Origin of the sequence: Janthinobacterium sp. PSRC1-1 (assembly GCF_049897525.1) — a bacterium.
Classification (GTDB): Bacteria; Pseudomonadota; Gammaproteobacteria; order Burkholderiales; family Burkholderiaceae_D; genus Janthinobacterium; species Janthinobacterium tructae.
In genome coordinates this window covers 308,942-321,151 of the sequence record NZ_JAFCWK010000004.1, presented here as the reverse complement: position 1 = coordinate 321,151, position 12,210 = coordinate 308,942, and the positions used below count along the sequence as shown (strand labels likewise).

9 protein-coding genes are annotated in these 12,210 nt (G+C 62.8%); 5 read left to right on the top strand and 4 right to left on the bottom strand.

Annotated features, from left to right (window positions below; genetic code table 11):
• Positions 1-66: 66 nt before the first annotated feature.
• Positions 67-2,106: an aminotransferase class V-fold PLP-dependent enzyme gene (locus tag ACP7DW_RS10755; RefSeq protein ID WP_426054993.1), complete on the bottom strand. Its 2,040-nt coding sequence runs from the start codon at positions 2,104-2,106 to the stop codon at positions 67-69.
• Between the two features lie 168 nt (positions 2,107-2,274).
• Here ACP7DW_RS10755 and ACP7DW_RS10750 point away from each other — a divergent pair, with 168 nt between their 5' ends.
• The gene (locus ACP7DW_RS10750) at positions 2,275-2,772 is read left to right on the top strand and encodes an Lrp/AsnC family transcriptional regulator (RefSeq protein ID WP_426054994.1); all 498 of its coding nucleotides are present in this window, start codon (positions 2,275-2,277) and stop codon (positions 2,770-2,772) included.
• Positions 2,773-2,961: 189 nt separating this feature from the next.
• Positions 2,962-4,965 (top strand): methyl-accepting chemotaxis protein, encoded by a 2,004-nt coding sequence (locus ACP7DW_RS10745; protein WP_426054995.1) that lies wholly within the window; start codon positions 2,962-2,964, stop codon positions 4,963-4,965.
• A gap of 6 nt (positions 4,966-4,971) precedes the next feature.
• Here ACP7DW_RS10745 and ACP7DW_RS10740 read toward each other — a convergent pair whose 3' ends face one another.
• Positions 4,972-5,472, bottom strand: a complete 501-nt coding sequence (locus ACP7DW_RS10740) for a thioredoxin family protein (RefSeq protein ID WP_426054996.1) — start codon at positions 5,470-5,472, stop codon at positions 4,972-4,974.
• Positions 5,473-5,767: 295 nt separating this feature from the next.
• Between ACP7DW_RS10740 and ACP7DW_RS10735 the strand changes: the two genes are divergently transcribed.
• The 3 genes from ACP7DW_RS10735 (at position 5,768) to ACP7DW_RS10725 (ending at position 9,976) form a co-directional block, all read left to right on the top strand.
• Positions 5,768-6,934, top strand: coding sequence for an HPP family protein (locus ACP7DW_RS10735; RefSeq protein WP_426054997.1), 1,167 nt, complete (start codon positions 5,768-5,770; stop codon positions 6,932-6,934).
• Positions 6,931-8,028 carry a M48 family metallopeptidase gene (locus tag ACP7DW_RS10730; protein ID WP_426054998.1) on the top strand — a complete coding sequence of 366 codons (1,098 nt, stop codon included), beginning with the start codon at positions 6,931-6,933 and terminating at the stop codon, positions 8,026-8,028. Before ACP7DW_RS10735 ends, ACP7DW_RS10730 begins: the two co-directional genes overlap by 4 nt.
• Positions 8,029-8,164: 136 nt before the next feature.
• Positions 8,165-9,976, top strand: coding sequence for a DUF885 domain-containing protein (locus ACP7DW_RS10725; protein ID WP_426054999.1), 1,812 nt, complete (start codon positions 8,165-8,167; stop codon positions 9,974-9,976).
• Positions 9,977-10,049: 73 nt separating this feature from the next.
• On the opposite strand, the gene ACP7DW_RS10720 is transcribed toward ACP7DW_RS10725, so the two are convergent.
• Both ACP7DW_RS10720 and ACP7DW_RS10715 read right to left on the bottom strand, forming a co-directional pair.
• Positions 10,050-10,889, bottom strand: coding sequence for an HDOD domain-containing protein (locus ACP7DW_RS10720; RefSeq protein WP_426055192.1), 840 nt, complete (start codon positions 10,887-10,889; stop codon positions 10,050-10,052).
• 76 nt (positions 10,890-10,965) lie between these two features.
• Entirely contained in the window at positions 10,966-11,745 is a 780-nt protein-coding gene (locus ACP7DW_RS10715; protein WP_426055000.1) for an ArsR family transcriptional regulator, read from the bottom strand.
• Positions 11,746-12,210: the final 465 nt, after the last annotated feature.

The following is a 12,210-nucleotide window of genomic DNA, read 5'->3' as shown; positions in this document are numbered from 1 at the left end:
CTACGCGACGGGCACCGTGCCGATGATGGCACGGTGCAATATTTCAAAGAAGAAAGTTCAAGCCGCTCAGGCCGCGATGGCCATCGCGTGGCGCGTCGCTTCCGCCATCGCCATGCCGCCGTTGAGCTGCCATGCCGCAGCATGGCCCAGGCGGCGCAGACAGGCGCTAGCGCGCGCGCTGCGGTTGCCGCTGCGGCAGAAAAAGACCAGCGGGCATTGAGGCTGCTGCAGCCATGCGGCCACCTGCCCCGCCAGGCGACTCAGCGGTACGCTGTGCACGGCGCAGCCCTCGAACACGGTGCCGGCGCAGGCCGCGTGTTCATACGCTTCGCGCACGTCGACGAGGATGGCGTCGGGATGCTGGCGCAGGAAGGCGGGCAAGCTGGCCGCATCGAGCTGCAGGTCGGCCGCCGGTACGATGCCTTCCTGCGCCGTGCGCACGGTGCGGCAGATGCTGCCATCGTCGCGTGCGCCGCACAGCACGGTGCCCGGCGTCAGCAGCGCCGCATCGAGCAAGGGCGTCAGCGCCTCGGGCGCCAGGGTGCCGATGAAGGCGAAGCGCTGCCCCAGCAGATACACATGGTTTTCGCCACACTCGACGCGGCGCAAACGCTGCTGGCCCAGTGCCAGCTCACCGTCGATATCGACGTGAGCGACCTGTTCGATAGCGAGTTCCTGCAGCAAGGCCAGGCGCGCCACGCCATGGTCGGCTGGCGCCGTCGTGTGCACGATGGCGCGCAAGACCAGGTGCTGGCAACGGATGAAGGCAGCCAGGCGCGGCACGAGCGCGGCGACGGGATCGATGACGACGCAACTGGCGCTGGCAGCGTCGCTGAGCAGCCAGGTGCACTGGCCATCGACGCTGAGCTGGATTACGCCGTCCTGCGCGCCGTCCTGCGGCGATGGCGCCAGTGCCGACGGCAGCAAACAGCTGCTGCGCAGCGCTTCGCCGCAGCGCTCGATGCGCGCGCAGGCGGCCGCTATCGTCGCCGCATCGATCAGAGGGCCGAACGACAAACGGATGGCCGAGCTGGCACGCCACTGCGGCACGTGCATCGCTTCGAGCACATAACTGGGCAGCGCTTTGGCGGCGGAACAGGCGCTGCCCGAGCTGACGCGCACGCGCGCCGCGTCGAACAGGTCCAGCAGCTCTTTCGAGGACAAGCCCGGCACGGAAAAATTGAGCGTGGTCGGCAGCGACAAGTCAAACGGCATATTGAAGACGATGCCGGGGAAAGCGCGCTCCAGGCTTGCCACCAGCTGCGCGCGGAAAGCGACCAGCTCCGCGTGGCTGCGGAAGGTCTTGCCATCGTCGAGCGCAGCCAGCACGGCGCCCAGTGCGGCGATGCCGGCCATGTTTTCCGTGCCCGAGCGCAGGCCCGCTTCCTGGCCGCCGCCCATCATCAACGGTGTAAATGGCGCGCCGGCGCGCACATACAGCATGCCGATGCCCTTCGGCGCATACAGCTTGTGGCCGGAGAACGGCGCGTAATCGATGCGCGTGGCGGCCAGGTTCAGTTTCAGCTTGCCCAGCGCCTGCACGCAATCGACCATCCAGTAGGCATCGGCACCGCGCTCCTGCAGCAGCTGCGCGATGGCGGACAGGTCGCTGATGACGCCCGTTTCATTATTCGCCGCCATCGTGCACAGCATGGCCGTGTCGCCGATCAGCGCATCGAGCGCCTGCAGATCGTGGCGCCCGTGTGCATCGACGGGCAGCTTGCGCACTTCCAGGTTCAGGCCCAGTAGCCGGTTCCAGTGCGCCAGGCTTTCCGGCACGGCCTTGTGCTCGGTCGCGCCATACAGCAGCAGGCTGCCGATGCGCTTGCCCGCAGCGCGCCGTTCGCGCAGCGCGCACAGGGCCGACAGCACGGCCGTCTGGATGCCTTCAGTGGCGCCGCTATTGAACATCAGTCGGCCGTCACCCACACCCAGCAAGCCGCTGGCGCGCCGGCGCACGCCATCCATCATGGCCTTGGCCTGCAATCCCGTGGCATGGGTGCTGCTGGGATTGCCATAGCCCTGCTCCATCGCTTGCCGGGCGGCGGCAACGGCGGCGGGCAGCACGCACGTGGTGGCATTGCTGTCGAGGTAGATTTCTTTCATGATGACCGTCTGAGTATTCTCTAAAAAGGGTGCAGCTAAACAGGGCACAGCGCAGGCGGCTGGAACGTATGGATAGTTTACCGGCACGCTGCCGTGAAGATATGCCAAAAGACACTGCAACTACGCTACTATGCAGCATGTTCATGCTATAAAAACTGGAATAGTAAAATGCATTCACCCAACACCTCGCTCGACAAATTCGACTGCGCCATCCTGGCCGCCCTGCAGCAGGACGGCACCCTGTCGATCGCCGCTCTGAGCGAGAAGATCGGTCTGTCCAGCACGCCCTGCTGGAAGAGGGTCAAGCGCCTGGAGGAAGAGGGCTATATCGAGAGCCGCGTGGCCATCGTCAACCGGCAAAAAGTAGGCTTGCCCGTGACCGTCTTCGTCAGCGTGCGCACGGGGCAGCACGATGAAAAATGGCTGCGCCGCTTTGCCGCCGCCGTCATCGTCTTGCCCGAGGTACAGGAATTTCACCGCATGAGCGGCGACATCGACTACTTGCTGAAAGTCGTCACCACCGACATCAAGGGCTACGACACCTTCTATAAAAAGCTCATCAAGGCCGTGCAACTGACGGGTGTGTCGTCCGCCTTTTCCATGGAGCAAATCAAGTGCAGCACGGAATTGCCGCTGGAATTGATCGCCCACGGCTTGCCTGCCTGAGGCGTTTTCCGGCACGCATCTCGAAGCATGAAAAATCGGCATGATTGCCTGTTTTTCACGTTGCTGCATTGCAACATAAGTAGCATGAAAGCAGCAATGGTGCGGCGGAACGCGCAGTGCCGCCGGTATACTGACCGCTTGCCTGCCCGTTTTTCTGCCCCTTGTGCAGGCCATCCTCCAAGGTCTTCCATGTCTCTGCTCCGCCGCCTCTCCATCCAGAAAAAACTCCTGTTCAGCATGGGCTTGTGCCTGTTGCTCTTTATGGCGATCTCGTCTTTCCTCAGCGTGCGCATGAGCAGCGATTACGTGCGCGAGCGCGTCGTCGGCCAGGAGTTGCCGGCGCAAGTGGGCGAGATCCGCAACGACGTGCTGCGCCAGATCAGCCAGCCCTTGTCCGTGGTACAGACCATGGCCAACGATGTCTACCTGCAAGACTGGGAAGACGCTGGCTTGCCCGACAGCGGTATCGCCACCTTCCAGCGCTATGCCACCGTCGTCAAGGAAAAGAACAAGGCCGCCTCGATCAACTGGGCTTCCGCCAGCACGGGAAAATACTTCACCACGGAAGGCTTGCTGCGCACACTGGACAAGAACCAGGCGGCCGACCAGTGGTTTTATGGCTTGCTGGCCGGCGACAAGGCCTATACGCTCGACATCGACAAGGCGGACAAATCCAACGACCTGATGCTGTACCTGAATGCGCGCGGCCAGACGGCGGGCGGCAAGCAGATCGCGGCCGGCCTGGGCCTGTCGATCAATGCGCTGGCCGACACCATCCGCAGCTACAAGATCGGCCAGACAGGCCATGTCTACCTGGTGCGCGCTGACGGCAACCTCTTGATTCACCGCGACACGGCCCTGGCCGACGGCAAGCATCAATTGAAGGACTTGCCCGGCTTTAGCGAGGCATTGAGCAAGACTCTGCTCACCGGCAACAAATACACGTATGCCAGTTACGCGGCGCCGGCCGGCAAGCAGCTCGTCGCCGCCTCCTTCGTGCCAGAATTGAATCTGTATGTGATGGCCGAAGTGCCGGAAGCGGAAGTACTGGGCAATGTCACGCGGTCGGCCCTGATCGCCGCCCTGATCGCCGGCCTCGTCGGTGGCGGCATCGCCCTGTGCATCATTTATGTCATCAGCCGCGCCATCGCCGCCCCCGTCGCGCGCGCGGCCGACATGCTCAGCGAGATCGCCAGCGGGAACGGCGACCTGAGTCGCCGCATGCCCGTCGAATCGGAAGACGAGGTTGGCGCGCTGGCCGCCGCCTTCAACCGTTTCGTCGCCTCGCTGAACGTGACGATACGCGAAGTTCGCGACAGTACCGGGGCCATTGCCAGCGCATCGAGCCAGATCGCGTCGGGCAACCTGGACCTGTCGGCGCGCACGGAAGCCCAAGCCTCAAGCCTGGAAGAGACGGCGGCAGCCATGGAAGAACTGACGTCGACCGTGAAACAGAACGCGGATAATGCGCGCCAGGCGAACCAGCTGGTGGTATCGGCCTCGAGCCACGCCGTCAAGGGCGGCGAAGTGGTCGGACAAGTGGTGCAGACGATGGGGGCGATTACGGAAAGTTCGCGCAAGATCGCGGACATTATCGGTGTGATCGATGGTATTGCCTTTCAAACCAATATCCTCGCGCTGAACGCGGCGGTCGAGGCGGCGCGCGCGGGCGAACAGGGCCGCGGCTTTGCCGTGGTGGCGACAGAAGTGCGCAACCTGGCGCAACGCTCGGCGGCGGCAGCGAAGGAAATCAAGGACTTGATCGTCGACTCGGGCAGCAAGGTGGAAGCGGGCAGCAAGCTGGTCGACTCGGCCGGCGCCACCATGCAGGACATCGTCGTGTCCGTCCAGAGGGTCGCCGACCTGATGGGGGAAATCGCCTCGGCCAGCCAGGAGCAAAGCCAGGGCATCGCGCAAGTCAATGCCACCGTCACGCAGATGGATGACGCGACCCAGCAAAATGCGGCCCTGGTGGAAGAAGCGGCCGCGGCAGCCCAATCCTTGCAAGACCAGGCAGGCCGGTTGGCGCAGGTGGTCAGCGTCTTCAAGCTGGAAGAAACGGGACATGCAGTGCCGCAGCAAGCGCCCCACAAGCCCGTACTGCCCAAGCCGGCGCGCACGGTAACGGCAAAAGCGGCGATACCCGCCGCGCGCCCGACAGCACCGGCCAGCGATGCGTGGGAAGAGTTTTAAAGGCGATTACATCGCCGGCGCTTTCACGCTCGCCGCTTGCTTGAAGAAATCATAAATGCCGCTTTCACTCATGCGGCGGGCATTCGCCAATTCGCCGCCCTTGGTGGCGTACAGCACCTGGTTGTTGTCGCTCGATACGAGCACGGCGGCCGGGATGCCTTTCTTGAGCGGATTGCCATAGGCGTGCGCCACGTCCAGGTTATGGTCGAAGTTGCCCACGTCGACCTTGACGACCTTGAACTGCTGTTGCATCAATTCGGCGTTCTTGCCTTCCTTCAATGCCTTGTCGAGCGCGCGGCAATCCTCGCACCAGTTGGCGCCAAAGATCAGCAAGACCGGCACGTGGGCAGCCTTGGCCTCGGCCAGCGCGCGGGCCACGTCGGCCTTGGCGTCGGCCGCCGCGTTGTACGGCAAGTGCGGCGTGGCGACCGGGTTGCTTGGCGTCGGGGCGGCGGCAACGGCGGTACCGGCAAGCAGCAGGCTGGCAAGAAGAATGGAAAGGCGCATGCGGGACTCCTGAAAGAAATCGTGAGGCCAGCTGAACAGTTGCCAGCGGGCGTGACTGTCTAGAATATGCCTGCTTGTGGGAAATATCCACCATTTAATTGCACTGTGCTTATGCGGAAAACGTCTAAGCGGCACCAAAAGAGCCTTCCATCATCGCGGCCTCCAGGAACTTGCTGGAGCAACACGGCTTGCAGGCGGTCTGTGACGAAGATTGCTGCCCGTCGGCAGCGAAATGCAACGCATGGGATAATCTCGGGCTCACACTGAGCAACGCGGCCCGAACGCGCCCTCCCCCATGACGACTTCTTTCCTGGCACGCTGGCTGCCGCAACCGAACAACGGCAGCCGCCGCGAACAAGCGCGCGCCTGCGCGGGCGCCATCTGCGGCCTGTTGCTCACTGGTCTCATCTGCCATTTCCTGCTGGCCCCCGACAGCGCCAGCGTCTACCTGATCGCGCCCATGGGCGCCTCGGCCGTGCTGCTGTTCTGCCTGCCAGCGAGCCCGCTGGCGCAACCGTGGTCGGTGGTCGGCGGCAATGTCGTCTCCGGCCTGGTCGGCATGGCTTGCGTGAAATGGCTGGGGTCCAGCGTGGGCGTGGCGGCGCTGGCAGCCTGCCTGGCCATCGGCGCCATGTTTGCCCTGCGCTGTTTGCATCCGCCGGGCGGCGCCGTGGCGCTCACCACCGTGGTCGGTGGCGCCAGCGTGCATGCGGCCGGCTTTGAATTCGTCTTCATCACCGTGCTGTTCAATTCCGCCGTGCTGGTCGCCTGCGCCGTGCTGTACAACAACCTGACGGGACGCCGCTACCCGCACATCCAGCAACTGGTCGCGCCGCATCCGCACGCCACCAGGGACGCCGTGCCCAGCAACCGCCTGGGCTTTTCGCCGGATGATCTCGATGCGGTCTTGCGCCAGCACAGCGAAGTGCTCGACATCAGCCGCGACGATTTGCAAGCGATCTTCCTGCAAACGGAAATGCGCGCCTACCAGCGCCGCTTCGGCGTCGTCACCTGCGCCGACATCATGTCGAGGGACGTGCTCAGCGTGGAATTCGGCACGCCGCTCGATGTGGCCTGGCGCACCATGCGCGAGCACGACGTGGGCGCCCTGCCCGTGCTGAACCGGGCACGCCGCGTCATCGGCATCATCACGCAGACGGATTTCCTGCGCCATGGCGGCCTCGACGATTATCAGGGCATGCGCCAGCGCCTGCGCGGCCTGCTGCAGCGCAGCGGCCTGTCCCACAGCGACAAGCCCGAGGTGGTGGGCCAGCTGATGACGCCGTCGCCGCGCACGGCCCGCCTGGGCACGCCCATCATCGATCTGGTGCCCCTGATGGCCGACGCCGGCTATCACCATATTCCCATCCTCGACGATGACGAACGCCTGGCCGGCATCATCAGCCAGTCCGACCTGATGGCGGCCCTGTACGAAAGCCGCTTTGCCGAGGCGGCCGCATGACGCCCTTCCAGGCACTGCTGACCGGCCCCGAGGGCGGCGCCGCCGGCACGGCCGTCAGCGCGCATTTTTTCGGCGCGCAGCTGGCCATCGACCCGCCCGGCCATAACGTGGATGTGGCGCAGCTGGTCGTCAGCGTGGGCGGCGTCGATGGGCCGGAACTGTTCCTGAACTGGCTCGACGCACAAGGCCGGCAAGCGTCGCTGAAACCGCTGACAGCGAGCGACATCGCCATCGTCTTGAAGGAGGCGCCAGCCGCGCTGCAGCCGCAACTGCAGCGCCTGTGGGGCGAGCGCCAGCGCAACCGGCGGCAAGTATCGGGCTGGCTGGCCGGTTTGACGGGCGCGGCCGTCGTCGCCTCTGCCCTGCTGTGGTGGCAGGGCGGCCATGCCATCGGCGCGCTGGCGGGTTGGATACCCTTGTCGACGGAAAAGCAGCTGGGTGAGCTGGCCCTGTCGCAAGTGCGCGCGCAGGGCGGCATCAGCGAGCACGGCGTGGCGCAGCAGACGCTGCAGGAGATCGGCCGCAAGCTGACGGCCGGGTCGCGCTACCAGTACCGCTGGCTGGTCAAGCAGGATGACACGGTCAACGCGTTTGCCATGCCGGGCGGCATCATCGTCGTGCACACGGGCTTGCTGCGCCAGGCGGGCGATCCGGGCGAGCTGGCCGGCGTGCTCGCGCATGAAGTACAGCATGTGGAACAGCGCCATTCGCTGCGGCAAATGATCACCAGCCTGGGCTGGGGAGCCCTGGTGGGCCTGACCATCGGCGACATCAGCGCCGTGGCCGCCATGCTGGCGCACCAGGCCGGCACCCTGTATTTCAGCCGCGACATGGAAGAGGAAGCGGACCGCCTCGGTCTGCTTGCCTTGCAGCGCGCGCAGATCCGTCCCGACGGCATGCTGCGCTTTTTTCAGAAGCTCGATGACAAGGACAAGGCCAGCGTACCGGGATGGATTTCCTCGCACCCGCAGACGGCGGCGCGCGCGCAGCAGATCGAGAGCCTGATCGCCGCCACGCCCTGCCCCGCCTGCACACCATTGACCAGCCAGCACTGGCAGGCGATGAAAGCCTTGCTCGCGCCAGCGGATAAATAGCAACATTCCTGCTGCACAATTTGTCCAAACGCACTGGGCAATGGCGTATGCTTACGCCCCGGCTGTTCCATCGCGACCGGCCACCCCGACCTCACTAAGACACCGTTCATTCCCCTCCTTACAAAGGACATCGCGCATGAAGCATCGTTTTGCCGCCGGCACCCTCGGCACCCTGGCCATCTCCCTGTTGCTCGCCTACGCGCCCATGGTGCAAGCAGTCCAGCCCATTGCCAAAAGCGTGGCCGTCAGTGCGCCGAAAGCGAAGCAGCAGTTGCAAGTGCTGGCCGACCAGTATTACGATGCGCAGGCCCGTTTCGAGCCGATCAATGCCACCGAGAGCGGCGACAACCGTTTTGACGACCAGCTCGGTTCCGCCATCGTGCCTGCCGCGCGCGCAAAACAGTTCGCGCTGTACCGCCAGTACCAGAAGACCCTGCGCAGCATCGCCCGCGCGCAGCTGCCGCACCAGGACCAGATCAACTACGATATCCTCGACTATGAACTGGCGACGGCGCTGAGCTTCGAGCGCTTCCCCGAATATCTGCTGCCACTGAACCAGATGGACAGCATGCCCGTCACCCTGGCCAATTATGCGGGTGGCGAAGCATCGCAGCCGTTGACCACGGTCAAGCAGTATGACGCTTACCTGAGCCGTATCGGCCAGTTGCCGGGCTGGATAGACCAGGCCATCGCCAATATGCGCGTCGGCATGCAAAAGGGCATCGTGCTGCCGAAGGCGCTGACGGAGTCGGCCCTGCCGCAATTCAAAAAGCTCGTCAGCGCCACGCCACAGGACAGCGTCTATTACACGCCCATCAAGAATTTGCCGGCCAGCTTTTCCGCAGCGGACAAGGCGCGCCTGACGCAAACCTACACCGTCATCATCGAAGCCAAGCTGATGCCTGCGCTGCAGCGCCTGTCTACCTTCATGGAACGCGATTACCTGCCGGCCGGACGCACGAGCAGCGGCTGGAGCGCCCTGCCCGACGGCGCTGCCTGGTACCAGGCGCGCGTGGCCAGCGGCACCACCACGGACTTGAAGCCGGAACAGATCCACGCCATCGGCTTGCAGGAAGTGGCGCGCATCCAGGAACAGTATGCGATCGTGGGCCCGAAGATGGGCTACACCGGCCCGGCCGCCGGCTTGCCCGTGTGGGTCTCGCAGCAGGCGAAATACCGTCCGTTCAAGACGGAGCAGGAAGTGCTCGACGTCTACCGCAAGCTGAATGTGCTGCTCGACAGCAAATTGCCCGCGCTGTTCACCCTGGTGCCGAAAGCGCCGCTCGACTTGCGCCTGGAACCGGAACTGAGCCGCGACACGGCCGCCGACCACTACACGGCGCCTGCCGCCGACGGTTCGCGCCCCGGCGTGTTCTGGTCCGTCGTCACCGATCCGAAACAGTATGGCGATACGGGCATGACCACCTTGTTCCTGCACGAAGGAAAGCCTGGCCACCATTTCCACCTGGCGCTGGTGCAAGAGATGGACTTGCCGAACTTCCGCCGTTTCGGCGGCAACAATGCCTTCTCGGAAGGCTGGGCCCTGTATGCGGAAACGCTGGGCAAGGAAATGGGCCTGTTCGACGACCCGGCCCAGTATTTTGGCCACCTGAACGACGAGATGCTGCGCGCCGTGCGCCTGGTGGTCGACACGGGCTTGCATACCAAGGGCTGGACACGCGAGCAGACCATCAAGTACATGCGCGACACCCTCGGCTATGACGCCGTGGCGAAAAGCGAAACGGAACGCTACATGGCCTGGCCGGGCCAGGCGCTGGGCTACAAGATTGGCTCGCTGAAGATCGTCGAACTGCGCCGGCGCGCGCAAGCTGCCTTGGGCGACAAGTTCAGCCTGCCAAAATTCCATGAAGTCGTGCTCAGCGACGGCACCCTGCCGTTGAAACTGCTGGAAGCCAAGGTCGACCTGTGGATCGCGCAGCAGAAGTAACACGCCAGGCCTGAAGACAAAACGGCAGCGCCTCGATGGCGCTGCCGTTTTTTTTTGCCGCTGGCGTTTTCAGTTACACCAGCAACGCCGCGCTCATCGAGCGTACTTCCTCGTTTGACTCGGCCAGGATGCTTTGCAGGGTTTCGTTATCGATGATGAAATCGATGACAGAATCGGAAGGCGTGAGCATTTCCACGTACGTCACCTGCAACGGCGACGGCACGGGCGACAGTTGCTTGGCCAACAATAAGGTGTCGAGCAGGGAATCGGGCGGAATGGACAGCAAGCCGTCGCGCAAGCCTTCGATGGCGTCGCTCACGGCCAGCGGTATCAGCAGCTTCTTCATGACTTCGCGGGAGATGATCTCTTCGGCGGACTCCATCCAGTGATCGGAATCGTCGTCGAGCAGGCCAGGAAATTCATCGGCACGCGACAGCAGGTAAAAACCGCCCACCTCATGCACGATGCCGGCGAATAGCGCCGTGTCCGCATCGACGTGCGTCACGCGGCGGGCCAGCACGTGCGCCAGCGCCGCCACGTGGGCAGTGTGCTCCCACAGCTGCGTCGCCTTCTGGCGCAGCACGGGGTCGATGATCTTGCTGCCGAACTGGCGCACCACCATGGCTGCCACCAGCGCATACAGATTGCGGTAGCCCATGCGCATGACGGCGGCGCGCACGCTGGTCACCGGCGCCGCATCGCCACGGCTGTACACGGCCGAGTTGGCCAGGGCCACCGTGCGCGCCGCCAGCAAGGGCTCGGCCAGCACCAGCTTGATGGCATGATCGATATGGCAGTCCGGTTCGGCCAGGGCCAATTGCAATTGCAGCGCTGAATTAACACTCGTGGGAAACGTTAATTCACCGCGCACTGCCTGGGAAACAATTAAACCGAAAGCCTGTAGTTTATTCATCATACGATCAATCCGCCTCAGAGTTTTTGCTAGCTAACAATTTCATGCAGCAGAAATTAAATGCCAGACCCGGCCTTTAGAATACAGATGGCAAGTCATTCACTTGCAAGGAAGCGTCTGGCAATGCCAGCGCCTGCAATAGCGATTCATCGCCGATGACAAACAACTTCGGCTGCTGTAATACCTGCAGCAGAAATGGCTGACCTTCACGCAGACGCCGGCGATAATCGGCCAGCGTATATAAGTTGGGATTGATTTTACGCCTTAAGGTTCGCTCGGCCGGGGCCAATCCTGTCAACAGATCGCCATAATTGGCGTCCTCGCCCACCAGCAACAAGTCGATGGCGCTACCGGGCATGTCCTGTCCCTTCGCAGTGGCACCAGACACGAAGGCCAGGTGCAACTGGGCACGCAAGGGCGCCAGAGTCGCGCTGAGCACGCCGACGATGCCGAAGGTTTTCTGCACCAGTCCGCTCAACTCGGGATACACGAGGCTTTCCTTGTTGGGCCAGAAGCGCCGCACATTGCCAATCCGCTCCGAAGTGATCAGGCCGGAATCATGCAGGCGGCGCAGTTCGCGCTGCGCCGATGCGCTGCCCAGACCCGTCAAGCGCATGATCTCGTTCAAGTGAAAGCCTTCATTCACGCGGACAAAGAGCAAGCCCAGCAGTTTCTGCTGGGCGGGAGTAAACAGGGCTTGGGCAATCATGCGCCAAATCTTAGCATGAATAAACTGAAAACTGGCGTGGCAAGGGCAATACTGCGTGATGGCGCCACAACGCGGTGATACGCCAGCAGCAGTTGGACGAATACCTGCGGGCGACGTCGCGCTTGCCCAACTGCGGGTAGCCAGCAATCAGCCATCCTTGTAAGCGCTCACTTCGTATCCGTTGACACCAACCGCATCACCTGGATTTAGCCGTCAATTCAACCATTTTCATGCAACAGTAACTCGGCCATATTGATGCACAAACCAAACGGCATAAATACCGGCATATAGCGTTGATGCCAATCCCCGTTATGAACAACAGCGTGACTGTCATTACATCATGCATTTTTCACTTATCCATACAGACCATATTTCAATTCACCATATAAATAACATTTTTCAGTAGTGATAATTCGGGATATAAATGGCTCACCATGATTTTTTGAATTCCCCGCTATACGTGCGCATGCTTCGGATAATCACGCAGACATAAAAAAACGGCACCCGAAGGTGCCGTTCTTGTCAGCTGACAGCGTAGATTACGCTTCGTCGCCGTGGTGTTGCTGGCTTTCGATAAGCCAGCAAATCTTCGGTGGCTTCACTGGCCAGGGT

Coding starts and splice junctions, on each gene's coding strand:
- ACP7DW_RS10745 (WP_426054995.1), top strand. CDS start 2,962: ATGTCTCTGCTCCGCCGCCTCTCCATCCAGAAAAAACTCCTGTTCAGC.
- ACP7DW_RS10735 (WP_426054997.1), top strand. CDS start 5,768: ATGACGACTTCTTTCCTGGCACGCTGGCTGCCGCAACCGAACAACGGC.
- ACP7DW_RS10755 (WP_426054993.1), bottom strand. CDS start 2,106: ATGAAAGAAATCTACCTCGACAGCAATGCCACCACGTGCGTGCTGCCC.
- ACP7DW_RS10730 (WP_426054998.1), top strand. CDS start 6,931: ATGACGCCCTTCCAGGCACTGCTGACCGGCCCCGAGGGCGGCGCCGCC.
- ACP7DW_RS10720 (WP_426055192.1), bottom strand. CDS start 10,889: ATGAATAAACTACAGGCTTTCGGTTTAATTGTTTCCCAGGCAGTGCGC.
- ACP7DW_RS10750 (WP_426054994.1), top strand. CDS start 2,275: ATGCATTCACCCAACACCTCGCTCGACAAATTCGACTGCGCCATCCTG.
- ACP7DW_RS10740 (WP_426054996.1), bottom strand. CDS start 5,472: ATGCGCCTTTCCATTCTTCTTGCCAGCCTGCTGCTTGCCGGTACCGCC.
- ACP7DW_RS10725 (WP_426054999.1), top strand. CDS start 8,165: ATGAAGCATCGTTTTGCCGCCGGCACCCTCGGCACCCTGGCCATCTCC.